The sequence below is a fragment of the Pseudomonas shiyinii genome (assembly GCF_056725765.1).
This window is the reverse complement of record NZ_CM161522.1, coordinates 2,087,024-2,113,205: the sequence shown is the minus strand read 5'-3', so window position 1 is coordinate 2,113,205 and position 26,182 is coordinate 2,087,024. Positions and strand designations below refer to the sequence as shown.

General features: G+C 67.2%; 19 protein-coding genes. 4 read left to right on the top strand and 15 right to left on the bottom strand.

The window, feature by feature from the left end; all coding sequences use genetic code 11:
* Positions 1 to 5 precede the first annotated feature (5 nt).
* From ACXHGZ_RS09620 to ACXHGZ_RS09550, 15 genes are all read right to left on the bottom strand, one after another.
* The gene (locus tag ACXHGZ_RS09620; RefSeq protein ID WP_480463561.1) at positions 6 to 479 is read right to left on the bottom strand and encodes a prepilin-type N-terminal cleavage/methylation domain-containing protein; all 474 of its coding nucleotides are present in this window, start codon (positions 477 to 479) and stop codon (positions 6 to 8) included.
* Positions 476 to 2,347, bottom strand: coding sequence for a secretin GspD/PilQ domain-containing protein (locus ACXHGZ_RS09615; protein WP_480463560.1), 1,872 nt, complete (start codon positions 2,345 to 2,347; stop codon positions 476 to 478). The genes ACXHGZ_RS09620 and ACXHGZ_RS09615 overlap by 4 nt, the downstream gene beginning before the upstream one ends.
* Positions 2,344 to 2,853, bottom strand: coding sequence for a hypothetical protein (locus ACXHGZ_RS09610; protein WP_480463558.1), 510 nt, complete (start codon positions 2,851 to 2,853; stop codon positions 2,344 to 2,346). Before ACXHGZ_RS09610 ends, ACXHGZ_RS09615 begins: the two co-directional genes overlap by 4 nt.
* Positions 2,853 to 3,404, bottom strand: coding sequence for a GspMb/PilO family protein (locus ACXHGZ_RS09605; protein WP_480463556.1), 552 nt, complete (start codon positions 3,402 to 3,404; stop codon positions 2,853 to 2,855). The genes ACXHGZ_RS09610 and ACXHGZ_RS09605 overlap by 1 nt, the downstream gene beginning before the upstream one ends.
* Positions 3,391 to 3,933: a PilN domain-containing protein gene (locus ACXHGZ_RS09600; protein ID WP_480463555.1), complete on the bottom strand. Its 543-nt coding sequence runs from the start codon at positions 3,931 to 3,933 to the stop codon at positions 3,391 to 3,393. The genes ACXHGZ_RS09605 and ACXHGZ_RS09600 overlap by 14 nt, the downstream gene beginning before the upstream one ends.
* Position 3,934: 1 nt before the next feature.
* A complete protein-coding gene (locus ACXHGZ_RS09595; protein WP_084858985.1) occupies positions 3,935 to 4,717 on the bottom strand; it encodes a hypothetical protein in 783 nt (260 codons plus the stop codon).
* Positions 4,698 to 6,386 carry a GspE/PulE family protein gene (locus tag ACXHGZ_RS09590; protein WP_480463553.1) on the bottom strand — a complete coding sequence of 563 codons (1,689 nt, stop codon included), beginning with the start codon at positions 6,384 to 6,386 and terminating at the stop codon, positions 4,698 to 4,700. Before ACXHGZ_RS09590 ends, ACXHGZ_RS09595 begins: the two co-directional genes overlap by 20 nt.
* A 68-nt stretch (positions 6,387 to 6,454) precedes the next feature.
* Entirely contained in the window at positions 6,455 to 6,985 is a 531-nt protein-coding gene (locus ACXHGZ_RS09585) for a response regulator (protein ID WP_480463551.1), read from the bottom strand.
* Positions 6,986 to 7,215: 230 nt separating this feature from the next.
* Positions 7,216 to 7,860: a SurA N-terminal domain-containing protein gene (locus ACXHGZ_RS09580; RefSeq protein ID WP_480463549.1), complete on the bottom strand. Its 645-nt coding sequence runs from the start codon at positions 7,858 to 7,860 to the stop codon at positions 7,216 to 7,218.
* 12 nt (positions 7,861 to 7,872) lie between these two features.
* A complete protein-coding gene (locus ACXHGZ_RS09575) occupies positions 7,873 to 9,381 on the bottom strand; it encodes a cytochrome c/ABC transporter substrate-binding protein (RefSeq protein ID WP_480463548.1) in 1,509 nt (502 codons plus the stop codon).
* A 146-nt stretch (positions 9,382 to 9,527) separates the two neighbouring features.
* A complete protein-coding gene (locus ACXHGZ_RS09570) occupies positions 9,528 to 10,193 on the bottom strand; it encodes an SCO family protein (protein WP_480463547.1) in 666 nt (221 codons plus the stop codon).
* Complete coding sequence (locus ACXHGZ_RS09565) at positions 10,190 to 10,858, bottom strand: SCO family protein (protein WP_480463544.1); 669 nt, start codon at positions 10,856 to 10,858, stop codon at positions 10,190 to 10,192. The genes ACXHGZ_RS09570 and ACXHGZ_RS09565 overlap by 4 nt, the downstream gene beginning before the upstream one ends.
* Positions 10,855 to 12,831, bottom strand: a complete 1,977-nt coding sequence (locus ACXHGZ_RS09560) for a cytochrome D1 domain-containing protein (protein WP_480463543.1) — start codon at positions 12,829 to 12,831, stop codon at positions 10,855 to 10,857. The genes ACXHGZ_RS09565 and ACXHGZ_RS09560 overlap by 4 nt, the downstream gene beginning before the upstream one ends.
* A 17-nt stretch (positions 12,832 to 12,848) precedes the next feature.
* The gene (mnxG, locus tag ACXHGZ_RS09555; RefSeq protein ID WP_480463541.1) at positions 12,849 to 18,689 is read right to left on the bottom strand and encodes a manganese-oxidizing multicopper oxidase MnxG; all 5,841 of its coding nucleotides are present in this window, start codon (positions 18,687 to 18,689) and stop codon (positions 12,849 to 12,851) included.
* 1,030 nt (positions 18,690 to 19,719) lie between these two features.
* Positions 19,720 to 21,570, bottom strand: a complete 1,851-nt coding sequence (locus ACXHGZ_RS09550) for a sigma-54-dependent Fis family transcriptional regulator (protein ID WP_480463539.1) — start codon at positions 21,568 to 21,570, stop codon at positions 19,720 to 19,722.
* Between the two features lie 278 nt (positions 21,571 to 21,848).
* Here ACXHGZ_RS09550 and ACXHGZ_RS09545 point away from each other — a divergent pair, with 278 nt between their 5' ends.
* Genes ACXHGZ_RS09545 through ACXHGZ_RS09530 form a run of 4 tightly spaced genes read left to right on the top strand, consistent with a single transcriptional unit; the run spans position 21,849 to position 26,062 of the window.
* Positions 21,849 to 22,904 (top strand): ATP-NAD kinase family protein, encoded by a 1,056-nt coding sequence (locus ACXHGZ_RS09545; RefSeq protein ID WP_480463537.1) that lies wholly within the window; start codon positions 21,849 to 21,851, stop codon positions 22,902 to 22,904.
* Between the two features lie 22 nt (positions 22,905 to 22,926).
* Positions 22,927 to 23,904 carry a thiamine pyrophosphate-dependent dehydrogenase E1 component subunit alpha gene (locus tag ACXHGZ_RS09540; protein WP_224459118.1) on the top strand — a complete coding sequence of 326 codons (978 nt, stop codon included), beginning with the start codon at positions 22,927 to 22,929 and terminating at the stop codon, positions 23,902 to 23,904.
* Between the two features lie 32 nt (positions 23,905 to 23,936).
* Positions 23,937 to 24,959, top strand: coding sequence for an alpha-ketoacid dehydrogenase subunit beta (locus ACXHGZ_RS09535; protein ID WP_480463536.1), 1,023 nt, complete (start codon positions 23,937 to 23,939; stop codon positions 24,957 to 24,959).
* The gene (locus ACXHGZ_RS09530) at positions 24,956 to 26,062 is read left to right on the top strand and encodes an acetoin dehydrogenase dihydrolipoyllysine-residue acetyltransferase subunit (protein ID WP_480463534.1); all 1,107 of its coding nucleotides are present in this window, start codon (positions 24,956 to 24,958) and stop codon (positions 26,060 to 26,062) included. The genes ACXHGZ_RS09535 and ACXHGZ_RS09530 overlap by 4 nt, the downstream gene beginning before the upstream one ends.
* The last annotated feature ends 120 nt before the right edge of the window (positions 26,063 to 26,182 follow it).

Below are 26,182 nucleotides of genomic sequence, written 5' to 3'. Positions count from 1 at the left end.
GGCCGTCACCATTGCCCGTAGGGGATGCCGTTCAGGCCATTGCCGCTGGCCTTGGAGTACACGTCGAAGACATCGCGGCCTTCGCGTGGGTTGTCGGCGCTGCTGTCGTAGGCGCGCAGGCCCCAGCCGCCTTCGTCCTCATGCTTGGCCGCCAGCAGCGGGTCGTGGGGGATGCGGCGCAGGAAGTAGAACTTGGCACCCTTGGCACTGCGCACGTCGCGTACGCCTTCGACCAGCACCTGCAGGCTCGGCGGGTAGCCGCTGCTGTCCAGGCGCTTCTCGATGTAGCCGGCGTCGAAGGCGCGCTTGTAGGCGTCGATGGCATCGCGGATCTGGTACAGCGCCTCGCGCAGTTGCTGCTCCTTGCCGCGACGCACCACGGTCTCGGTCAGGGGCGCGGCCATGGTCGCCAGCAGCCCGAGCAGCACCAGGGTCAGCACCACCTCGATCAGGCTGAAGCCCTGCTGTTGGCGTTTCATGGCAGCGGGTCCGCTTGACGGGTGATGGCGGCCGGCACAGTGGCCACGGTACCTTGCGGTTGCGAAGCGTCCGGTTGCGAGGTTTCAGGCTGAGCTACCGGTGCCATCATCTGCTGGCGCACCTGCAGGCTCGACTCGGTGCCGGTGGCGAACTCCATGTCCGACGGGCTCTGGTACGGCAGGTTGCGCACGATGCGCGGGGTGATCGCCAGCACCAGCTCGGACTTGCTCTTGTCGTCGCGGTTGCTGCCGAACAGCCGGCCCAGTCCAGGGATGTCGCCGAGGCCAGGGATCTTGTTGCCGCTGGAGGTCAGGTCGTTGCGCACCAGGCCCGCCAGTACCTGCGTTTCGCCGTCGTGCAGGCGCAGGCTGGTCTGGGCGTTGCGGGTGTCGACCTGTACCGGGATGGTGCCCTGGCGGGTCGGCTCCAGAGGGGTGGCATTGCTCACTTCCAGGGCCACCTTGATCGCCACTTCGTTGTTCAGGTGCACGGTGGGCTGCACTTCGAGCTTCAGGCCCACGTCCAGGTAGGTGACGCTCTCGGTGATCACCGGGCCTTGGGTCGACGGCACCGAGGTGGCGCTGATGATCGGCACCCGCTGGCCGATGTGGATGCGCGCCTGCTCGCGGTTGCTCACGCGGATCACTGGGCTTGCCAGGGTGTTGATGTCTTTGTCGGCCGCGTTGATCTTGGCTTGGGGCGCCGGGGCGATGCTGATGCGGCTCGAATCGATGCCGCGCAGCTGATCGAGCACACTGACCGGGTTGCCTTCGTCGTTGAGCACGCCGAAGGTGTTGGGCCATTGCAGGCCGAGGTCGAGGATGCGCGAACGGGCCACTTCCATCACCTCTACCTCCAGCACCACTTCCGGGTTGGACTGGTCCTGGGACTGCAGCAGCTTCTCGGCCATACGCACGGCGTCGGGGGTGTCGCGCATGGTCAGGGTGTTCAGGCGCTCGTCGACGAACACGTCGCGGGTCTTGAGCATGGTCTTGACCATGTTCAAGGCGGTGTTGGCATCGATACTGGTCAGGTAGAAGGTGCGCATGACCAGTTCCTGGTAGTCCTTGGTCTTCTGCGGCGAGTCGGGGTAGATCAGCAGGGTGTTGTCGTTGACGATCTTCTGGTGCAGCTGGTTCTGCTCCAGCAGCAGCGCCACGGCGTCCTCGATGCGCACATCGCGCACGAAGATGGTGGCTTTCATGTCCGGGCGCAGGTCCTTGTCGAAGATGAAGTTGATCCCGGCGACCTGGGCCAGGACCTCGAAGATGGTCTTGAGGTTGGCATCGCGAAACTCCAGGGTCACGGGCCGTTCCAGCTTGCTGCGCAGCTGCGGGTAAGGCTGGGCGGTGCGTGCCTGGACGTTCTCGATGTCGCTGCGCAGGGCGATGCCCTTCTGGTTCTGCGGGTCCAGGCGCAGCACTTCGCGCATGTAGCGCTCGGCGCCGAACAGGTCGCCCTGGCGCAGCGCAGCCTGGCCCATGGCCACGCGCTCGTCGAGGTTGCGCACCAGCTCCAGCTGGCGGATACCCTCCTGGGCCCGGCGGTTGTTCGGTTCGATGGTCAGCACCCGGCCATAGCCCATGCGCGCCCCGGCGAAATCGTGGCGAACCCGGTCGCTGTCGGCCTGGGTCAGCAAGGCTTCCACCGCCTGCTGGCGACCGTTGGCCAGGGCGATGTTCAGCTCGGTATCACGCGGGTCCTCGCGCAACGCCTCCTCCAGCATGGCGATGCCCGCCTCGTACTGCCCTTCTTTCATCAGCTCCGCGCTGTCCTGGCGCGTGGCGTTCGAGCCGCAGCCGGCCAGGGCCACGCAAAGGGCCAGCAGCATGAACGGAGCAGGCTTGCACAACTTCGACGGCTTCATGGTGCGCTCCCGACAGACAAGGTCTGTGACTGGTGCAATGGCAGGTAGACCAGGTCCAGCTCGGTGGCCGAGACCCGGTCGAGGCGGTAGGTTTGATCGATCACATCGCCCTGGCGTACGACGTAGAGCTTCTCGCCGCTCTGCAGGAACACCTGCTGGTCATCGCGGTCGCCCAGGCGGCCGATGAACTGGAACGGCAGCACCGGGGCGGTGGGCGCAGCCGGTGCCACGGGGGCAGCGGCCGCAGGTTGCTCGGTGACGGTGGCCAGGGTCTTGGCCGGGGTCCACTGCTGGGGTGGGAACAGGTCCCTCGAAGGTTGGGCTGGCTTCATCGCCGGCAAGCCGGCTCCCACCTGGGTGGCTGCGCCTTGCAGTTGGGTGGGCGCCGGCTTGCCGGCGATTGGAGCCACCTCATCCTGCTGCCCGAACCAATGCCCGGGGGCCCAGGCCAAGGCGCCTGAAAGCCCGAGGAAACCCGCCCACATCACCGCGCGCTGAATGTTCATCACGACCTCGACAGGTAAAGGGTCATGCGCAGGCGACCATTGAGCTCGCGGTCGCCGATACGCTTGCGCTGCAGCTCCAGGTCTTCGAGCACCAGGGTCGGCAGCTGCCCAAGCAGTGCCTGGAGGAAGCCGCGGATCTGCGGGTAGCTGCCTCGAACCGGCAGCACGATCTGGTAGCGCGCCAGCTGGGTCTTGGGGTCCACACCCAGGGCGTACTCGCCACGGGCCAGGCTGATGCGTTCGGCACTGGCCAGGTGATACAGGCGCTCGATCAGTTCGCTGGCCTGGGGCTGCCCGGGCAGCTGCTGGCGCAGGCTGTCGAGGGCCTGCTGCTCGGGCTTGGCGGCCACCTTCAGCTCGCCGCGCCTGACCCGCTGCACCTGCACGCTGGCATCGGCCTCGCTGGCGCGCAGTTCACGTACGCCCTGCCACTGCGGCAAAACCCAGACGAAACCGACCAGCACGGCCAGGACCGTGGTCAGCAGCGCCGCGCCACCGACACGGCCCAGGCGGGCCAGGTGTTCATGAAGGATCAGGCTAGGGACGCGCATGGCCGGTCTCCCAGGTGGCGGTCAGGTTGAAGCGCACCGGGTGCTCGGGCTGGCCGGACACCACCTCATGGTTGAGCAGCGAGACATCACGTAGCGCCTCGCTACGCTCCAGGCGCTGGTGGTACTGCAGCATGGCTTCCAGGTTGCGGGCCTCGGCAGCGATGCGCACTTGGCCCTTGCGTGCATCGGGGGTCAGTGTCAGCAGGGCCACGTCTTCCTGGGGCTGGGCCTCGAGCATGGCGAACAGTTGCTGCCAGGGGCGTTGCAGCTGTTGCGAAACGCTGCGCATCTGTGCCAACTGCTCGGCCTGCTCGCGGCTGGCCGCGCTGCCCTGCGGCGCGCTGTCCTGTGGGCGGCGGCCCAGTTGCTGCTCAAGCCGGTGGACCCGTCCTTCCAGGTCCTGCCGTTCACCTTCGAGCTGCTGCTGAATCAGCAGCAGCGCAGCCAGTACGGTGCAACCCAGGGCCAGTGATGCCCAGGCCATCGGGCTGCTGCGGGGGGGCTGGAATTCCAGGTCGAGGCGGCGCATGTCAGGCCACCGCCCGCCACATGGCGCACAACGGGTCGTTCTCGGCGGCCGGCTGGCACAGCTGCACCGCTGCCAGCTGCGGCACGTCACCCCGGCCAGGCGCATGCAGGTACACCCGTGGCAGGTGTTCGCCATACAGCTCGCAGGTGCGATCGATCAATGCCTGCAAGGCCTGGTCGCTGTCGGCGCAGCCTTGGCTCAGCACCTGTTGCCAGGCCCCGCCGGCGGCCAGCAGCAACACGCTGCGCCGGGGCTCAGCCAGGACGAAGAGGAAGTCGCCCTCCTCCAGTTGCGCCGAACAGCTGTTGTAGGCGGCCATCAGGTACGGCTGCACCGAGCGCAGGACCAGGCGGTTTTCCCGGCCCAGGGTCTTGAGTGCCTGCAGCAGTGCCTCGGGCAGCGCTGTGGCGATGCGCGCGGCACCGGCCACTTCCGGCGAAAGGACGATGCGCCAGTCGTCCAGCGGCTGGCCGTAGAGGTTCTCGAAGCAGGCCCGGGCATAGGCATCCAGCTCGCGCGGATGGCCGATGGCATCGCTCCAGGGCACCAGGCAGAAGCGGCTGTAGCGGGCCGACAGCAGCACCTGCAGCCGGGCACCACGGGGCGCATGCTCGGCCAGCAGTTCGGCCAGGGCGGCGATGGCCGGCGCCCAGGCCGGTTGCCCGGCGTCGCAGGCGAATGCGCGGCTGCCCAGCCACTGGTGTTGGTTGGCGTGCCAGCGACCCAAGCCGACACCTTCGGCGCCGAGCACGGCGCAATAGCGATCAGGCGATAAATGTGACACGGTTGATCTCCTCAAGCGTGGTACGGCCCTCGCGGACCAAGTCCAGGGCAGATGCGCGCAGCAGCCGCAAGCCGCGCTGGCAGGCCAGCGCCTTGATCTGCGACAGGGGGCGGCGCTCGACGATCATCTGCCGCAGGTCGTCATCCAGGTGCAGCAGTTCGGCAATGGCGCTGCGCCCGCGGTAGCCGCTGCCGCGGCACTGGCCGCAGCCTTGGGCGCGGACGAAGGTCCAGCCGGCGACGCCTTCGCGGGTCAGCCCGGAGGCGGCCAGGGTTTCGTCGTCCGGCTCGGCACCGACTGCGCAATGCGGGCAGGCCAGGCGGATCAGGCGCTGGGCCAGCACGGCGTTGAGCGCCGAGACGAAGCTGTAGGGGTCGACCTGCATCTGGCTGAAGCGGCCGATCACATCGAAGACGTTGTTGGCGTGGATGGTGGTGAACACCAGGTGCCCGGTGAGTGCCGACTGCACGGCGATCTGCGCGGTGTCCGGGTCGCGGATCTCGCCCACCAGGATCTTGTCCGGGTCGTGGCGCAGGATCGAACGCAGGCCACGAGCGAAGGTCAGGCCCTTCTTCTCGTTGACCGGGATCTGCAGCACGCCGGGCAGCTGGTACTCCACCGGGTCTTCGATGGTGATGATCTTGTCCATGCCATGGTTGATCTCGCTGATCATGGCGTAGAGGGTGGTGGTCTTGCCGCTGCCGGTGGGGCCGGTGACCAGGATCATGCCGTAGGGTTCGGCGGCCAGCCGGCGCAGGGCCTGCAGGGTGTGTTCGGCAAAGCCCAGGGCCTGCAGCTGCACGCCACTGACCCGGTCGGACAAGTCCTGCTTGTCGAGCACCCGCAACACCGCGTCCTCGCCGAAGATGCTCGGCATGATCGAGACGCGGAAGTCGATCTGGCGCTCGCCCAGGGCGACCTTGAAGCGGCCGTCCTGGGGCACGCGCTTCTCGCCGATGTCCAGTTCGGCCATGACCTTGATACGCGAGATCACCTGCTCGGCAAACGCGCTGCCGCTGGCCTTGCCAGCGCCGTTGAGCACGCCGTCGATGCGGTACTTGATGGTCAGGCCCTGGCCGGTCATACCCAGGTGAATGTCGCTGGCATGCTGCTTGAGGGCATCGTAGAGGGTGGCGTTGACCAGCTTGACCACCTTGCTCTGGTCTTCGCTGATGCTGGCCAGGGACAGGCGCTGCAGCGGGTCGGTCTCGCTGCCCGGCTCGGCGTCGTGCTCCAGGGCATCGACGGCATGGAAGCTTTCCTCCTGGCGGGCCAGGAAGGTGGCGATGTCGGCGGCCTGGGCCAGGTACAGCGGCGCGCCCTGCAGGCATTCGTCGATCCAGGCCAGACGGGCGTGGTCGAAGGGGTCGGCGAACACGCCGATGATCTGGCCCTGGTGCTGCACCAGGACGAATTCGCGTTTCAGGCACAGGGCCAGGCTGGCCCGCTCGAACAGCGGGGTGCTGGCCAGCAGCGCCTGGCTGTCGAGCACCGAGTAGTGCAAGGTGGCGCCCAGGCGCCGGGTGAACGTGGCCGGCTCGTCGCAGGCCAGGCGGGCCAGGCAGTCGAGCAGGCGTTCGTCACCGGCCTGGAGACGGGCCTGGGCAAGCAATTCGCGGGAATAGCCCGTGGCAGGGATCGGGTTGGCTGCAACAGAGGCTTCTGACATGGCCTGCGACTCCGCTCAGGGGCGCGTCGCAGGCTGGCTCGGGGATGCCGGGGTGGCCGCGGGCGCCGCTATTCCCCGTTGAGCAGGTCGTCGTCAGGTGCGGGCGGCCTGGTGCCGTTGCGTCGGCGGTCGGCCAGTACCCAGCTGCCATCGTACATCTGCAGGGGGAACGTCTGGTTCCTGTTCTGGCGTCGTTCGACGAAACCCTCGGCCTGTTGCTCCGCTGCCCGCGGCTGGCGCTCCGTGCCGGTCAGGTCGGATACCGCGCGGGCCAGTTCCAGCAACGGGAACGGCTTGAACAGGACATGGGTCACGCCAAGTGTGGCGGCCCGCTCACGGACCTCGGCGGTCGGGTGGGCGGTGATCAGCACGAAATGGCACTGCCTGTTCCTGCGCACGGTCTCCAGGACCTGGAACCCCTCCATGTCGGGCAAGCGGTAATCCAGCACGATCACATCCGGTGCCAGGCTTTGAGCCTGGGCGATGCCACTGGCACCGTCGTGGGCGACATGGACTTCCAGGCCTTGCGTCTGCAGGTAGGCCTGCAGGTTTTGCGCAAGGGTCTGCTCGTCATCGACTACCAATACTGTGTTCACCAAGGTCGACTCCCAAGAACTGCCCGGTTACCCGGTCTCTGGAGTTCAGCCTTGTACAGGCTTGAGCATCCTTCGTGCCAGGCGTGAATAGTCATGTCGCACCACTGTAAGTCGTTGATTCCATTAGGCCACCCAATGGGTGCCGACAGGCTCTCCCCAAATACGGGGAAACTGATGGCATTTGGCCCCCTGCGTTATTCCCCAGGAGTGGGGAAAAGGCAACGCCAGGTGTCTCAGTCATCCGCTCGTTCAACCTTCGCCCCTTCGCGCAGGCGCTGGCGCACCGATTGGCGTGCCTGGGCCTGCAACTGGCCGACGAGCGCAGCCCTGGCCCAGGCCAGGCCCTGCTCACGTTTGACCGGGATTTCACGCGTTTGGTTCTGCATTCCTTGCATACTTTCCTTGTTGGCCTGATAGAAGGCCTCGACCTGTGCCTCGGTGGGCGCGTCGATAGCCGTGAGCTGCGCATACACCTGTTGCGCGGCTATCTCGTGACGAGTGTAGTCGGCGTACCCGGCCCTATCGAAGCCGGCATCGGCCAGACGGCGTTCGAACACCGCGGGGTTGCCGAAGGCCTGTTCGACTTCGCCGACCCGCGCCGACACGGTTTCGTCATTGACCACGATGCCACGACGCTGGGCTTCCTGCCACAACAGTTCCTTGTCGATCAGCTCGTCCAGGGCCTGGTCGCGCAAGCGCTTGTACAGGCTCGGGCTGCGGATGCTGGTCAGCGCCCGCCCCTGGTCCTGGAGGTACTCGGCGAAGTAGCGCTCCAGGCGCGTGACACTGATTTCCACGCCATTGACCCGCGCCGCGGCGAGGTCCGCCTGGCTGACCGGGGCCAGGCCCAGCAGCAGGCACAGCAAGAGGATTCGCATGGCAACCTCCGTTCAAGGTGTGTCCGGCATCGCGCGATACGCCGCCGCGGTATGGAACTGTGGCCCGGGCAGCGTCACTTGCACCACATGGGCCCCGACCAGGCCTTGGCGCCGCCCCGGGCCGAAACCCAAGGCCGGGGTCAGGCCGGTCTCGACGTCATGCAGCCCTTCCAGGGCCTGTACCAGCTGTTCGCGGCTGGCGTCGCGGCCCACCTGCCTGAGGGCCTCGGTCATCAGCACCAGGGCGCACCGGGTGCTGACCTGCAGCGACGCCTGGCGGCCGTCCAGGCCTTGGCGCTCACGCAGCCCGGCCAGGGTGGCGAGCCCTTGTGGCGTCCAGTCCGCCGGGACAAAGGGATAGGCCAGGAACACGCGCTGGGACCACTGCGCCGGTAGGCTCGGCAAGGCGCCGGCGACCTGGCTTGAGGCAGCGAACAGGTAGGGTGTGCGTCCGGCCGCCTGCAGAGCCGTCGCCAACTCGGCAAATACCTGGGCGCGGCCGAGGAAGACGATGCCCTGGCCCGGCACCGCCTGGCCAGCGAATGCCTGCACCGGGTCCGTGACCCAGCCTGCAGCCTGCAGGCGTTGGCGCACTGTTTGGGCGTTCGCGGCCTGCTCCGGGCCGGCATAGACCACCTGCAACCCCTCAGGCGGCAGGCCCAGGCCGGCCCTGGCATGCCCGGCCAGGCTCAGCAGCTGCTCGGGCAGGCCGGGCAAGGGGTCGAAGATCTGGGGGCTGGCCCCCCTGCGGGGCGTGCTGCCGACCAGCGGCACGCCCCGTTGCTCAAGGGCTGCGGCCAGCTCGTCATCGAGCATGGGGGCCAGCGGGCTGACCAGAGCGAAGACCTGTGCCTGGTCCAGCAGACTGCCCAGCGCCTGCCTGGCGTCTTGCGGGTCACTGCCGGGGTCGCGCACCACCAGTTCCAGACGCCGCCCATGAATACCGCCCTGCTGGTTGAGCTGCGCCAGACCATCCTCCAATACCGCGCGCACCACCCTGCCCGCCTCGGCCAGCGGCCCGCTGGCCGGTAGCAGGGTGCCCAGGCGCAGCACGTCCGGCTCGACGCCGGGGTCGCGTTCCTCGCCCAGGCGCTTGAGGTAGGCCGTGAGGTTACGCTGGTCGGCCAGGGTCAGTTCGAAGCGCGGCATGGCCGGGTCCAGGCGGTTGCCCGCCGGGTCCAGGCCCTGCTGAATGGCCCGGGCCAGGCTGGCCTCGGCATAGGCCGGGTAGCGCCTGCCATTGGCCTGGCGCTCGCCCTGCCCCATGGCCAGGCGCTGCCAGTCCAGGTTTGGCGGGCGCACTCCACCCTCGGCGCGGCCACGCCCGTCATTGCCATGGCAGCTGGCACAAGGCAGTACACTGGCCGGCACGCTCATGTCGCTGGCACCTACCCGGGCCAGCAACTGGGCATCGCTGCTCGACAGGCCTTCGCGGTACAGGCGCTTGCCGGCCTGCTCCTGCTCGGTCAGGTCCAGGGCCACGGCTGCGCCGGACAGCAGCAACCCCAGGCACAAGGCCAACCACGCCCCTGTAGGAGCGGCCCAGTGTCGCGAACCAGGCAACCGGGTTGTGCCCGGTTGACCACAAGTGCAGGCTTTGCGGTCGCTTCGCGCCCGTTCGCGGCACAAGGCCGCTCCTACAAGGGATGTGTACAGGCTCATGGCACTCACCGGCCTGCCAGGGGTTGGGCCAGCAGTTGCATGCGCTGGGCGATGGCCGCGGGCGGTGCGTCGGGGCGGATCTTGCTCCAGCGCTTGCCGGCCACGTCGCCGGCGATCAATTGTGTGGAATGCTGCTCGGGGCTGGGCAGGAACTGCCCCAGGCGGCCCAGCACCAAATCGACATTGGCCTTGTCACCGGTCAGGAACAGCCAGTTCGGCCCGTCCACGCCCTGTTTGCGGGCGAAGGCCTTGAGCGCGGCCGGCGTGTCGTTGAGCGGGTCGCTGCTGATGGAGACGAAGGTCACCTGGCGCGCCAGCTCCGGCCCCATGGCCTCGCGCACTTCGCGCAGCTTGCGAGTGATCAACGGGCAGGCGTCGTTACAGTGGGTGAAGATGACATTGAGCATCACCACCTTGTCCTTGAGCACATCACTGTAGAAACGCAGCTCGCGGCCATCCTGGTCCTTGAGCACAGTGTCGGTGAACCAGGCCTGTGCATCCCGGGTACCGCTGCCGCTGACCATCGGCTGCGGCGCCGGTTGCGGGGCCGGCCCGGCCGGGGCATGGCCTTCGTGGGCCATGGCCACCGAGGCGAGGATCCACAGGCAGCCGACCAGGGTCAGCCAGTCAAGGCCGCGCATGCCGATACGGCGGGTGTTGGTGGTGCTCATGGCTGTACCTCCTGCTGGCGATCCGGCCCGCCGGCGATGGCGGTACTCTTGGCGTGTACGCGGCGAGCGCTGAGGCGGTTGATCTCGGCGATCAGCACGGCCGGGTCGGTGAAACCGTAGTAGCGTGTCCAGTGGCCGCTGCGCCCGTCACCCACAAGGATCAGCGGCGGGTGCTGGCTCAGGTCGGCGCTGAAGCTGCCCAAGCCCTTGAGGGTCTCAGTGATGGCGTAGGGCGAGCCGGTCAGCCAGCTCCAGCCCGGGCCATGCTGGAACGCCTTGGCGTAGCCGAGCAGGCGCTTGGAGTCGTCGCGCTGCGGGTCGACGCTGATCGACACCAGCTGGATCTCCTCGCCGACCCGCCCGCCCAGTTGCTGCTGGACCTTGGACATGATCGACGACACCACCGGGCAGACCGTGGTGCAGCTGGTGTAGATGAACCCCATGACCACCAGGCGGTCGCTCACCAGGTCCTTCTCCAGGCGCACCGGCATGCCGTCCTGGTCGAGCAGCGAGACATCGGCAAAGCGCACACTGGCCTTCTCCTGACGGGCCGCCGGCGGTTGCGGGGCATGACCGCTGTGGTCATGCCCGGCATGGGCCTGGGCCAGGTGGCTGGCCATCAGCAGGCTCAGGGCGATCAGGTTGCAAGCGAGCTTGGCGTTCATCGCACACTCCTGGGGTTCCCTTGGGAAGCGGTAGAGGCTGCGGCCGGCAGGACACGCAGGCTGGTGTAGTTCTCTTCAGCGAAGGTGCGCCCAAGGGTCGGCGACTGCACATGCAGGTACCAGGCACCGGCCTCGGCCAGTTGCAGCGAGCCCTGGTACACGCCGTCGCCCACTTCTTCGAGCGGCAGGCTGCGAGGCATTGAGGACGGCGCCAGGAAGTAGCGCAGGCTCAGGTCACGCAGGCCCAGGCGCGGCTCGCCGTTGTCGTCGAGGATGCGCACCCGCGCGACGAATTCGCTGTGCTGCAAGGCCGGCTGGCCGTTGCCGAGGAACTGGGCGTGCACGCCCTTGCGCTTGGGTGCATCTGGCGATGCCGCCACGCGGGTGCTGAAGCAATGGATGATCTGCGGCTGGTTGAGCAGAAAAGCCACGTCGAAGCTGCCCGCCGCCGGCAGCTTCACCGTCGAGCCGTACACCCCAGGGGCCAGCTCGCGCAAGCTGCGGTCGATGACGATGGCGGCACGGGCCTGGTGGCCACGGTTGTTGTAGCCGGACATCGGCGCGTTCATGCCTTCGGCATAGAAATAGGTGGTGTTGTCCACCGGGTTGACCACGAACACCGAATTGTCGTCGCGGGCAACCGACAGCCCTTGGGCCAGCGGCAGGTCGCCGGCCTGGCGAGGCGCCGCGGGGCCTGCCTCGAAGCCCTGGACGATCGGCTCGCGCCCTGCCCCGAGGCTCGACAGGTTGATCATGCTGACTTTCGGCGAGGCCAGGCCACGCACATAGGCATAGCCTTTGGTGAAGGTCAGCTGGTACGGCTCGGCTGCCACCGGGATACGGTGGATCAACTGATCGTTGCTGGCATCGATCACCAGGGCCTGGTTCTCCAGGGTGTTGAGCACGATGCCGTAGCGGCCGTCGTCGCTGAACTGCATGGGCCCAAGGCCAGGCTCGGCCTTGACCGTATGGCGCAGCTGGTGGCTGCGGGCGTCGATCACCCGGACCGTGCCCTCCTTGCCATCGGCCACGTAAACCGCCTGGGACAGTGCCGAATAGGCCACCGACAGCGGGTGCGGGCCGACCTGCAGGGTCTTGGCCAGGCGCATGTCGGCGGCGTCGATGATGCTCAGGGTGCCTGCGTCGCGGTTGCTGACGAAGGCATAGCGCGAGTCGTTGCTGAAGGCGATCTCGTGGTGCCCGGAGCCGGTGATGAACGACTTGAGCATGCCGCGACTGGGCACATCGATCACGGTGACCCCGCCCTTGGCCGGGTCGCTGCTGTTGTTGCCCACCCACAGCCGGCGCTGGTCCGGTTGCAGGGCTACACGCAGCGGCTGCTCGCCCGCCTCCAGGTTGGCCACGCGGGTGAAGGTCTCGGTGTCGATCACCGCCACCTGGCCCTGGTCAGGCATGGAGACGAACACCTGCTTGTCATCACCGGTGGCCACCCAGTCCATGGGCCGGCCCGGCAGGTCGATGCGGGCCAGCGTGCTGGTCACCCCGCCCACCGAGACCGTGGGGTCGATCACCGTCAGGCTGGGGTCCTTGTTCAGCACCAGCAGGAAGTAGCTGTTGAGGTCGAGCAAGGGGCGCGCGCCGATACTGCTCTTGAGGAACAACGCCACCCGCGCCTTGCAGCTGCTGTCGCGGTCGCCGGCCGGGGCCGACTGTGCCGGGTCCAGCCAGGCCCCTGGGGCCATGCCCGAGAGCGGCTGGCCGCTGGCCTGGTCGCTGACCTTGAAGCGGATGTTGGCGAAGCTGCCCTCGCGCAACGTGCCACCGTCCAGGGGCCGCGCCTCGAACTCCACGGTCACGCCATCGCGGCTGAGCCGGTGCAGGCCCTGCGGGTCCGCAGGCTCCTGCAGCAGCTCGCGGGGGTCGCACCAGAGCTTGTCGTAGGCAAGCCCCAGCCCGATCAGCGCCACCCCCAGCATCACCCCCAGGTACGCGGGACGATTCTTCTTGTTCATGCGCGCTCCCCCTTCTCTCATTGCGCCGGGGCGGTGGCCGGTGGCGCTTCGTTGGTGACCCGCAGGATGCCCCACAGCCCCGAGAGGTTGCCGTAGGCGCCATAGTCGCGGAACAGGTAGTCCCCCGGCACGGCGTTGGCCCCACCAGCGCTGGGCAGCATGAAGCTGAAGTGCGCCGCCGGCAGCACGCTTTCCTGGGAACCCACGTACATCGCCATCGGGTTGTAGCCAAAGCGCACCGAGCCGATGCCAGGCAGCCCCAGCGGGTAGCCATCGACGTCGCTCTTCTCGGCCTGATAGGCATGCAGCGGCCACAGGTGCCCGTCGAGCTGGTAGATCATGCCGCGGCTGCCACCGCCAGGCATGAGTACATGGCTGCGCAGCGGCTGGCCAGGCTTGGCCCAGAGCACCGGGGTCTGCGGGTCGCCGCCGACCAGGTCGTTGCTGTAGGCCATGTGGGCATTGGGCACGTCACCGAAGCCCAGGCCTGCGGCGCGGCCGAACGGCGAGTCGGGCGCCATGCCAAAGCGCAGCCACAACGGTTCGGTCTTGTAGTTGACCGCCATGTTGCCGTTGTCCTGCGGGTCGGCGGCCGCGCCGTTGCCCTCGGTATTGATGCCCTCTACCGGCCGGCCATCGGCCCAGCGCATGTTCAGTGCGCGTTGCCACACCGTGACGAAGTCGCGGTACTCCGGCTGCCCGTTGGCCTTGACCGTGGCCTGGGCACGGCTGGCGCCGTCCTCGGTCCAGGTCGCGCCCTGGGGCAGGATGCTCATGGCCCCCACCAGGCCCTTCTGCGGCTGCTTGATCAGGTCCGCCGGGGTCAGGTTCAGGCCGCCGAACTCGATGGCGGTAGTGTTGATGTTGTCCACCGTGCGCCCCAGTTGCAGCACCGGCTTGCCTTCACGCTCCAGGTGGCCGGCGTAGTACTGGTACACCTTGGTCGGGTAGGCGCCGCTGTTGCCGGCCCGGGGCGGTACGGTCTGCACCGGGTTCAGGCCCACATTGGTGCCATCGGACTTGGTGATGTCGTAGGCCAGCAGCTGGGCGTGCAGGCCGATATGGCTGGACGGGCGCATCTGGTTGTTGTTGAAGGCCGTGGAACCCTCGCTGTCGTTGCGGTCGCGCTTGACCACGCCGTGCATCACCGCGGTGCTGGCCAGGTCCGGCATGACCAGCGGCAGGCGGTTCTCCAGGGTGATGCTGATGCAGTCACCGGCGTTGGCCCGCAGCACCAGCGGCTCTACCGGCACCCCAGGCTTGAGCTTGCCGGTGGTCGGGTCGAGGTCGGCCTTGCGTACGTAGAGGATCGCGGTCGGGTCATGCAACGGCGCGCTGTGGCCACCGATGGTGAAAGTCTCGCCATCCTCTGGGTCGACCCCGCTGACCAACGGGATGCTGGTGCGGCGGCTGTTGAACACCAGGGTGCCGCCATTGGCCTTGAGCGGGCCGCCGACATGCTGGCCGACCCCGCCCGGGTCGGCGATGCTGACCCCATGGCGGTTCTCCAGGATGTCGTTGGCCAGCGCCGCGACCACTTCATAGTTGCGCTTGACCGTCGGCCGGCTGCCGATGCCGGTGGGGTTGGCAGTGGTTTTCGGGCAGATGCCGTCGAACGCCACGGTGTTGCGCATGGCCACCGGCTGCGGGTTGTTCGGCAGCGGGAACAGGTCCGGGCGCTGGGCGGTGTAGTTGCGCATGATGCCCCAGATGCCGTTCCAGTAGCCTTCCAGGGCCGCATCGAGGGAATACAGGTAGTCGCCGTTGGTGGCGGCCGAGCTGGAGATCATCGAAACCGGCGCCATGAAGCCCAGTTGCTCGGAGATGCCGACCATTTGCGAGGATTTCCATCCCGAGTTGGAGCTGTTGCCGAAGCCGGAGCCGTTCTGCAGCCACTTCACGCCGTGCAGGGTGACGTTGTGCTCCTCTTCATGGCCGCCGGCATGCATGCGCAGCCGCACGTTGTCGCCCGAATAGGTGCGCAGCATCGGCGTGAACGGGTCGCCCGGCTCGGTGCCCAGGTTGACGTGCGGCGGGAACAGCGTGGTGCCGCCGGTCGGTCCAACCGCCGAGGTGATCGCTGACGGTGCCAGGTTCATCGCCGGGATGGCGCGGTCGGTACGGGTCTGCAGGGCATAGGCCAAGTCACCGCCCAGGCCGTCGGCCTGCATGCCACGCTTGCCGTCCGGGCCGACCTTGTTCGGGTCGAACACCCGCAGGGCCAACGGCTCGTTGCGGTAGTTGACGACGAACATGCCCGGGTCATCCACCGAGATCGCCTGTGGGCACGGGCGGCTCGGGCAACCCGGGGCCAACCCGCCACGGGACTCGACGATGGCTTCCAGCAGGTTGGAGGCCTTCTGCCGTACGGGTGGGTTGATGGCGTAGCGGAAGCTGTCGGCGGTGGCCGGGTAGGCCTGGGCGTCCGGCTTGCCGTCGGGGCCGGCGCCTACGTATACGCCGGCCTCGTAGGCATGCTGGAAGTCGCTGTACTCGAGGAAGAACTCGCGGTAGCTGTCGTTCTTGCCATCGCCATCATGGTCGCCGGTCTGGATCACCGCCTGCCACGAAGTCGGCCCGCCATCCTGTCGGGTGGCCGGGTTGTACAGCTTCTCGCCGGTCTCGGCGTGGTACCAGGTGGAGCCGGCAGGCTCGGCCAGCACGGTGGCGTACAAGCCCAATTGCTGGTGGGTCGATGGGCCGAGGTGGTCGTGGGTGAAGATGGTGCCCAGACCGCGGTCGACGTTGTGCACGTTGATCAGCGGGTCGGCGAACCAGCGTTGCATGGCGGTGCGTGCACCGAGCCAGTCGGCCCGGCCGAAGCGGCCGAAGTACGGGTGTTGCTTGGCTTTCGGGCAGGCCGCGGTGCCATCGCGCGGGTCGCCTTCGGTGCAGCCGTTGAAGCTGCGGATAGCCTGGATCCGCTCGACCACGCTGCCGGGCGAGAGGATGCCGTCTTCATAGTTCCAGCCGTTGGAAGCACCGTCGGCGGCGGTCAGGTCCCACTTGGGCAGGTGGATGTGCTGACCGATCACGTCGGTGGGGGTACGGACCTGGTAGTCGTCCATCTCATAGAACGACGGGATCAGGTTGGTGTGCTGGTACATGGTGCAGTCGAAGGTGTTCATGCGCATCACCAGCGGCTCCGGTGGGCGCTGCTTGGTGATCACCGGCCAGGCGTCCTCCCACAGGGCCAGGATGCGCGCCTGCGGGAAGTGGTAGCCGACCTTGTTGTACACCGCATCGAACTGGATGTTGGCGCCTTTGTAGATGCGTGGGCGGTCGGCGGTGAAGGTCGAGCCGCCACGGAAGCTGATGCCGCTCAGGCTTTCCCCGCTGAAGAACTCGCCCACGCCCGAGGACTGGGTCAGGCGCTTGCCACGGTCGTCCATGCACGGTTCGTAGTACGGGGCACCGGCCGTCGGCAGTGCGCCATTGGTGCGGAAGTTGCGCGGCACCGGAGCGCTGCCCGGAATCAACGCGTAGCTTGGGTGCTCGGCCTGGGCGTGGAACTGCATCGCCGCCTGTTCGACATCGGTGCCTTCTTCAGGGAGGTAGATCGGCTTGGCCTTGTGCACCACCTTGGAGAAATCCAGCTTGGTGGTGGTGGTCACTGCCTCGCCTCCGGCGGAGACGCCATCGAGCACGTGGCGGCCCAGGCCACCGTCCCAACCATCGACCTGGTTGGGGTCGAGGTTGGCCCACAGGGCCTTGCCGCTGTTCTTCAGTTGCTGGGCCAGGGCCGGGTCGAGCATGTCCAGCGGCGGGGTCGGTGGGCGCTGGCCGACGCTGGTTTCCATGCCGCCGACCCAGAACGGATAGCCGGGGTTCTTCAGGCTGCCGTCTGCATTGCGGTTGCTCTCGCTGCGGTCGACCAGGGCCAGGGAGCCCACGGCACGCGGAGCGACGGCCTCGTCCAGATGATCGTCATCGCCCTCCTCGGCTTCATCGTCGTCATGCTCGGCGACCAGGGTCTCGGCCAGCTTCGGTACCACCGTGACCTTGCCGGGCATCGGTGCCATGGCCTTGCCAGGCAGGGGCACGATCGCCGGGATCGGTGTACCGGCGACGATCTCGCCATCCGGCAGGGCCCGGGCGCCGATCGCGGGCTTGCCACTGCGCAAGGCGAACGGGGTGCTGTGGAAGCCTTCCTCGGTCTGCCCGCTTACCTCCAGGCGCGTGCCCTCCTCGAACACATCGTGGACCCGCCACATGGCCCACATGCCTTGGGCGAAGTGCGGATAGAAGTGGCAGTGATAGATGGCATCGCCCGCCACCCGGTTGCGGTTGCCCGAACCGCCGTTGGCGATCTCATAGGTGTAGCCGCCACCGGCACCGATGCCCTGGGCGTCGATGTAGTCGGAGTTGTCATCGTTGGGGTTGAACAGCCACTGGTGGCCGTGCAGGTGGAAGATGTGCTGCTCATGGCCGTTGTGGGTATTGCGGAACTTGGTGAAGTCCCCGATGTAGCTGTGGTGTACGTTGGACGGCTCCGACGGGTACAGGGCCATGTTGGCCTTGACCCCCACCGCGCTGGCCGGTGGCGTCTCGCCGGGGCGGATCTGCTCCAGGCCGACGTTGGCCGGCACGTCCACCAGGGTACCGACGTCGCCCACCGTGTGGGCGCTCAAGAAGAACTCCTCGTAGGCGCAAGACAAGCAGTCATGCATCGGCCCCACCCCCAGGCGGTTGGCCACCACCTCGGCGCCCATGCCGCCGGAACCGTAGTTGATCATGAACGAATCCCGGGCCGGCTCCAGCACGTGGCCCATGACCGGGTCGGCCCAGTAGCCAGGGAACGCCTGGGTCACGGCCACTTCGTCGGCGAACTGCGAAGCGAAATCGCGGAAGGCGTCCAGGCGGTTGGGCAACGCCGGGTTGCGCTTGCCGATGGATTCGAGTGGGTAGGTCGAAGGCGGGAAGCTGCCGTCAGGGTTGGGGCCCATGACGATGGCGTCGGTCTCGCTGTTGACGATCTCGTTGCCGTCGACCATGGCGATGATCGGTTTGCCGGCCTTGCCTTCAGCGATCCACGGCTGGGCCTGTGGGTAGCGGGCCTCGTAGTCGACCACAGGCTGGCCGGTGGCGGTGCGGCCGGTGGTGGCCAGGCGCATTTCTTCTTCGGTGAGGGTGTTGCGGTAGGTACGCCCGCCCTTGGGCACCACCACCACCTGGCCGAACAGGCCGTTGGCGACATTGCCCGCGGTACCCTCGCCACCAAAGGTGGCGCCCTTGCTGGTAGCGGCGAAGGCGCCTTCGCGCTCGGCATAGAGGGTGTAGCTGCGGGTATTGCCGGGGGCCACCAGGAAGTTGCCGTTGCGCCCGGTGTTGGCAGCGATGTCGCTGATGCCGTTGACGGCCTGCATGCCATTGACCTGGAAGCCCACGTGGCGGTCGGCGACCTGCTGGTCGGCGATCACCGGCTCGCCCAGTGGGTTTTCCACTTCGAGCTCTTCGCCCTCGACATCGGTCTCGATATGGTCGATGCCGTGCTTGTTGGGGTTGGACTGGTAGGCCAGCAGGTTGGTGAGGTTCACCGTCAGGCAGTCACCGGCGGCCACCCGCAGCACGATCGGCCGCGGGCGCTTGTCCGGGCGCAGGGTGACCTTGCCAGGTACCGCCGCGCCGCCCTGGTTCAGGGGCACCAGCTTGTCGTCGACCACATCCTGGCGCAAGGCGAAGATCATGCCGTTGGCGTTCTGCGCGCCAAGGCGGTTGAACATCAGCGGCTGGTCCAGTGCTACCACATTGGCCACCAGCGTGCGCTGGCATTGCACCGCCGCCTCGCTGGTCGCCTGCCAGCCCAGCAGGGCCAGCACGAGTGAAGACAGGACAGAGCCTTTGAGCGGGGTCATCATGCTGCACCTCCGGGGGACACAGGTTCTCTGCGTAGGGCTGGAGCAAGCGGCATGCCACAAATATTCTTCCTTTTTTTCAACAGGTTACGTTCGCATTCAAAACGGATTGGGGAGGATTCCCCAGCGGATTCCCCGAAACGGGGGTACGGCTTGGAGCTCGCTTGTTCTTTCCTGCTCTTGCTCTTGCTCTTCCTACGCGATAGTCCAGGCGCCGCCAAACGCGACGTCAGGAGGCCGAGTGGAGGCATTACGGAGGTGGGTGCCGGGCATGGATGCCCGGCAAGCGGCGCAGGGCCATGGATGGCCCTTCGCCGTGCCCCACCGGGAGTAATGCCGGAGCGAGGGAACCCCGGAGCGCAGCGCAGGGGCCGGATGCAGGAGCCAGCGGTTTTTGCCTACTTTTGCCCAAGAGCAAAAGTAGGTCGCCGTAAAGGCGAAAAGGTGAATCAGCGCCTCCATGGCGAATGGAGTTTTCGCGACTCCAATGCACTCGATGTTTGTTGAACCTGGAATCGTTGGTATTGATTTAAGCGAACAGTCCGTTTGCGAGGGCGACGCTGAATCACCTTTCCGCCCTTACGGCGGGGCGCGGCGAAGGGCCATCCATGGCCCTGCGCCGCTTGCCAGGCATCCATGCCTGGCACCCACCTGCGCAAGGCTTCCACTCGGCCTCCTGACGTCGCGTTTGGCGGCGCCTGGGCTATCGCGTAGGAAAAGCAAGAGCAAAAGCGGCGGCGGCGGCGGCGGCGGCGGCGGCGGCGGCGGCGGCGGCGGCGGCGGCGAAAAATTATGCCGATTGGTTGCCTGCCCGGCCCAATCGCCGGCAAGCCGGCTCCCACAGGGATTTCGCAAGTCTTGAGAGCGGCGCAATCTCGGTGGGAGCTGGCGACAGCCTGCGATGGGCTGCAAAGCAGCCCCAAGCCCTCAAACGGTCGAGCCCTCCAAACTCAAGGGCCGCTTTGCGGCCCATCGCAGGCTCCGCTTGCACCGTGGAAACCTGCGATAGAAAAACAACGGCCCTCTCATGGATCTACAGCTTCATCCTGGGCATTTCGATACGGTGCTCATGCACCCGCCGATACAAGGTCGCGCGGGAGATGCCAAGCGCCCGCGCCGCCTCCGCCGGCTTCCAGCGATGGCGGATCAAAGCATCGAGCAGTACTTGCCGTGCGGGGCTGGAGGCAACGGCCTCGCTGGGGGCTCCTGCACCACGCACCTCTTCGGGCAGATCCAAAGGCAACACCTGCCCGCCCTCGCACACCGCACAGGCGTAACGCAGCACCTGACGCAACTGGCGCAGGTTGCCGGGCCAGCGATAGGTCAGCAGCACCTCCAGCGCCGCATCGGTCAACCTGGCGTCGACGCCACAGGCCTGGGCTTCCTCGGCCAGCAACCGATGGATCAACCCCAGGCGGTCGTCCCGCTCACGCAACGGCGGCAACTCGAAACGGGCATTGGCCAGGCGGAAGTACAGGTCCTCGCGAAAACGCCCATCGGCCACCATCGCCGCCAGGTCCCGGTGGGTGGCGCAGATCACTTGCAAGTCCACACGTTGGCGCCGTGCCGCGCCCAAGGGCGCCACTTCGCCCTCGGCCAGCACCCGCAGCAAGCGGGTCTGCAGGTTCAACGGCATGTCGCCGATCTCATCGAGGAACAAGGTACCGCCATCGGCCTGTTGCAACAGGCCTTGCATGCCCTTGTTCGAAGCCCCGGTGAAAGCCCCGGCCACATAGCCGAACAGCTCGCTCTCGATCAGGCTTTCCGGGATCGCTGCGCAGTTGAGCGTCACGAATGGGCCGTTACGCCGTAGGCTTTGCTGATGCACCTGGCGGGCGAATACCTCCTTGCCCACGCCGGTCTCGCCCTGTACCAGCACGGCCAGGTTGCAGTCCTTGACCCGTGTGGCCAGGCGCAGGTGCTGTTCGATGCGCGCGTCCTGGGCCTGCTGGGGCAACAGCGTCCGGGCCCGGCGCTGGGGCGCGCTGACTCGACCGTAGAGCCCATCCCAGCCCGGCAGGTGCTGGGCCGAGGCATCGCTGGCCCGGCGCAGCTGATCAAGGTCGAACAACTCGCCGATATGCCCCGGCAACCGGCCAAGGCGCTCCAGCAAACGCTGGCGCGCCAGGCTGTTGATAGCGTGCAGGCGGCCATCGGCGTCCCAGGCCAACAGGTAGTCCGGCTGGCTTTCCACGTAGCCTGGCGTGCCATGGGCGCGCATCACCCAATGGCCTTGGGCGCTGTGCATGAAGAAGGCGTTCTCGATCTCCCGCGCGGTCTGCTCCACCAATTGGCGGATCAAGTGTTGGCTGCGCCGATCGTCGGGCGACTGCAAGGCTGACACATCCACCACCCCCAACAGTTCGCCCTGCGGATCGAACACCGGGGCCGCGCTGCAGGTCAGGCCGATGAAGGCGGCGCGGAAGTGGTCGCGCTTGTGGACGGTGATCGGCGCCTTGCTCGTCAACACCGCGGCTACCCCACAAGTGCCCTCCTCGCCCTCCGACCAGCAGGTACCCAGGTACAGCCCGGCCTTGCGGCAGTCATTGCGGATCGTCGACTCCACCCGGTAGTCGATGGTGCGCCCCTGGGCATCGGTGAGCAGCACGCAGTAGTCGGCGCCACGTACCCGTGCGTGCAACCGGGCCACGGCATCGCTGGCGATACGCAGGAACAGTTCGGCGCGCTCACGGCACTCGTTGAGCAGGTCCTGGGACAGGATACGCGGCCCCTGCAAGGAGCCGGGGTCCAGTCGGTAGAGCTCCATGGAGCGGCGCCACGAGTCGAGGATCAGCGTCGGCACCGGTGCCTGGGGCAAGCGGTCGGCGTTCTTCAGCACACGGCTGACGCAGTCGACATGGGCTCGGGAGTTCGCGGCAAGCATCGGGCCTCCGGTTCTCGTGTTCTTGTCGTTGTGCGGCCATTAAGCGCCTCGACGAAGTGCCCGACAAGCGCCGCGTGATCATCGGCACGCCTGAGACGCTGCGTCTCAGCGTCTCGCCCTGCGCCTGGCGCAGCTGGCACCCGGCGTCTCGCCTGATACCGCTCGGGGGTCATCGAGCACCGGGCGCAGCCGCTCTGGCACGGGCACTTCGAGTCGAAATGGCAAAACTGGCACCGCCCTTGCTCCAGCCCCTGGCAAACAAGAAAACGAGGTGCGCCATGACGCAACCTGCCCCGACCATCGGCATCATCGCCAACCCGGCCTCCGGTCGCGACCTGCGCCGCCTGACCGCTACTGCCGGCCTCTATTCCAGCACCGACAAGGCCTCGACCATCCAGCGCCTGCTGGCCGCCTTCGGAGCCACGGGCATCGCCCAGGTGCTGCTGCCCAGCGATATGACCGGTATCGCCGCCGCCGTGCTCAAGGCCAGCCAAGGCCCGGTGGCCCGAGACCAGCACTGGCCGGCCCTGGAGATCCTCGACCTGCCGCTGAGCCAGACCGTTGCCGATACCCGTCTGGCCACGCGCTTGATGGTCGAACGGGGCGTAGCGATGATCGCCGTGCTCGGCGGCGACGGCACCCACAAGGCCGTGGCCGCCGAAGCCGGGGACGTGCCGCTGCTGACACTGTCCACCGGCACCAATAACGCCTTCCCGGAACTGCGCGAGGCCACCAGCACCGGTTTGGCTGGGGGGCTACAGGCCACTGGCCGGGTGCCCGCCAGCATCGGCCTGCGCCGCAACAAGCGCCTGCTGGTACAGGTACCGGAACAGGACGTGTGCGAATGGGCGCTGGTGGAAGTGGCCGTGTCACCCCAGCGCTTCATCGGCGCCCGAGCGCTCTCTCGCAGCGAAGACCTGGCCGAGGTCTTCGCCTGCTTCGCCGAGCCCCATGCCATCGGCCTTTCCGCCCTGTGCGGGTTGTGGTGCCCGGTATCGCGTCTGGACCCATACGGCGCCTGGGTGCACCTGGATGCACACGTCCAGCATGCCCTGCTCGCGCCGCTGGCCCCCGGCCTGCTGCAGGGCTGCGGCATCGGCGCCTCGGGCCGGCTCGAGCCAGGCATCGCCTACCCCTTGAGCCTACCCTGCGGCACCTTGGCCCTGGATGGTGAGCGGGAGATCGAATTCACCGAGCACGACACCCCCACCGTCACCCTCGACGCCAACGGCCCGCTGACCGTGGACGTCGAGGCCGTACTGGCCTACGCCGCCCGACATCACCTGCTGGCGGTCCCGAAGGACCACCGGTGCCTCGCTGCAACCCTGTGTTGAGACAACCCTGGAGAACAACAAGATGTCCACTCAACTGAGTTCCGAGCAGTTGCTGCATGCCTATGAAGTGATGCGCACCATCCGCGCCTTCGAGGAACGCCTGCATGTGGAGTTCGCCACCGGCGAGATCCCCGGCTTCGTCCATTTATACGCCGGCGAGGAAGCCTCCGCCGCCGGGGTCATGGCCCATCTGCGCGACAGCGATTGCATCGCCTCGACCCATCGCGGCCATGGCCACTGCATCGCCAAGGGTGTGGATGTGTACGGCATGATGGCGGAGATCTACGGCAAGAAGACCGGCGTGTGTGGCGGCAAGGGCGGCTCGATGCACATCGCCGACCTGGAGAAAGGCATGCTCGGCGCCAACGGCATCGTCGGTGCCGGTGCGCCCCTGGTGGCCGGCGCCGCACTGGCGGCGAAGATCAAGGGCCGCGACGATGTATCGGTGGCCTTCTTCGGTGACGGCGCCTCCAACGAAGGCGCAGTGTTCGAGGCGATGAACCTGGCCTCGATCATGAACCTGCCGTGCATCTTCGTCGCCGAGAACAACGGCTACGCCGAGGCCACCGCCTCGACCTGGTCGGTGGCCTGCGACCATATCGCCGACCGCGCCGCAGGCTTCGGCATGCCGGGGGTGACCATCGATGGTTTCGACTTCTTCGCTGTGCACGAAGCCGCTGGCGCCGCCATCGAGCGTGCCCGCGCGGGGCAAGGTCCGTCGTTGATCGAGGTCAAGCTCAGCCGCTACTACGGCCACTTCGAAGGCGACGCCCAGACCTACCGCGCCCCGGACGAGGTGAAGAACCTGCGTGAAAGCCGCGACTGCCTGCTGCAGTTCCGCAACAAGACCACCCGCGCCGGCCTGTTGAGCCACGAGCAGCTCGACACCCTCGACGCCCGTGTCGCGGACCTGATCGAAGACGCCGTGCGCCGCGCCAAGTCCGACCCCAAGCCACAGCCAGCCGACCTGCTCAGCGACGTCTACGTCAGCTACCCGTAAGGCCGGACAACAAGAACAACAGGAGAATCACCATGGCAAGAAAGATCAGCTACCAGCAGGCCATCAACGAAGCCCTGGCTCAGGAAATGCGCCGTGACCCCAGCGTGTTCATCATCGGCGAGGACGTTGCCGGCGGCGCCGGGGCGCCAGGCGAGGACGATGCCTGGGGCGGCGTGCTCGGGGTCACCAAGGGCCTCTATCATCAGTTCCCCGGCCGCGTGCTCGATGCGCCGCTGTCCGAAATCGGCTATGTGGGCGCCGCCGTCGGCGCCGCGACCCAAGGCCTGCGCCCGGTGTGCGAACTGATGTTCGTCGACTTCGCCGGCTGCTGCCTGGACCAGATCCTCAACCAGGCGGCCAAGTTCCGCTACATGTTCGGTGGCAAGGCCGTCACCCCGCTGGTGATGCGCACCATGTACGGCGCCGGCCTACGCGCCGCGGCCCAGCATTCGCAGATGCTCACCTCGCTATGGACGCATATCCCGGGCCTGAAGGTGGTCTGCCCCTCCTCGCCCTATGACGCCAAGGGCCTGTTGATCCAGGCGATCCGCGACAACGACCCGGTGATCTTCTGTGAGCACAAGCTGCTCTACGGCATGCAGGGCGAAGTGCCCGAGGAGCTCTACAGCGTGCCTTTCGGCGAGGCCAACTTCCTGCGCGACGGCGACGACGTGACCCTGGTGACCTATGGGCGCATGGTCCACGTGGCCATGGAAGCTGCTGCCAACCTCGCCCGCCAGGGTATCGACTGTGAAGTACTGGACCTGCGCACCACCAGCCCGATGGACGAAGACAGCATCCTCGAGAGCGTGGAGAAGACCGGCCGGCTGGTGGTGATCGACGAAGCCAACCCGCGCTGCTCGATGGCCACCGACATCAGCGCCCTGGTCGCGCAGAAGGCCTTTGGCGCCCTCAAGGGCCCGATCGAGATGGTCACCGCGCCCCATACGCCGGTGCCGTTCTCCGATGCCCTGGAGGACCTGTACATCCCCGATGCGGCGAAGATCGAGGCCGCCGTGCACAAGGTGATCGAAGCCGCAAGGAGCGCCGCATGAGCCAGATCCATACCCTGACCATGCCCAAGTGGGGCCTGTCGATGACTGAAGGCCGGGTCGACACCTGGCTCAAGCAGCAAGGCGATGTCATTAACAAAGGCGATGAAGTGCTGGATGTGGAGACCGACAAGATCAGCAGCAGCGTCGAGGCCCCCTTCAGCGGCGTGCTGCGCCGCCTGGTGGCGCGCCCCGACGAGACCCTGCCGGTGGGCGCCCTGCTCGCCGTGGTGGTGGAAGGCGAGGCCGACGAAACCGAAATCGATGCAGTGGTACAGCGCTTCCAAGCCGAGTTCGTCGCCCAGGAGGGTGCCGAGCAGGCCCAGGGCCCAGTACCGCAGAAGGCCGAAATAGCCGGCCGCCTGCTACGCTGGTTCGAACTCGGCGAGGGCGGCACGCCCGTGGTGCTGGTGCATGGTTTCGGTGGCGATCTCAACAACTGGCTGTTCAACCACCCGGCCCTGGCCGTGGAGCGTCGAGTCATCGCCCTGGACCTGCCCGGCCACGGCGAGTCGGCCAAGGCCCTGCAACGGGGCGACCTGGATGAACTGAGCGAAGCGGTGCTGGCCTTGCTCGACCATTTGCAGATCCCTCGGGCCCACCTCGTCGGCCACTCCATGGGCGGCGCGGTGAGCCTGAACTTGACGCGCCTGGCCCCCCAACGGGTGGCCAGCCTGGGCCTGGTGGCCAGCGCGGGCCTCGGCGAGGCGATCAATGGGCGCTATCTGCAAGGTTTCGTCGAGGCCGGCAACCGCAACGCGCTCAAGCCGCAGATGAGCCAGCTGTTCGCCGACCCGGGCCTGGTCACCCGGCAGATGCTCGACGACATGCTCAAGTTCAAGCGCCTGGAAGGCGTGGACAACGCCTTGCGCCAGCTGGCCACGGCCATCGCCGACGGCGACCGGCAACGGCACGATCTGCGCGGCGTACTCGGCCACGTCCCGGTGATGGTGATCTGGGGCGCTGAGGACGCAATCATTCCAGCCAGCCATGCCCAAGGGCTGGAGGCCGAGTCAAAAGTGATACCTGGCGTCGGGCACATGGTGCAGATGGAGGCGGCCGAGCAGGTGAACCAGCATCTGCTGGCGTTCCTGCGCAAACACTGACCACCAGAGCGGGTTGACCCGCGGCCGGGCTGGCCCTGCCAGCGCGGCCGCACGGCAAGGGCTTCGCCCTTGATCGCGGGACAACCCCCGCTTCCACATGCCGCACAGGGTGGTGAACAT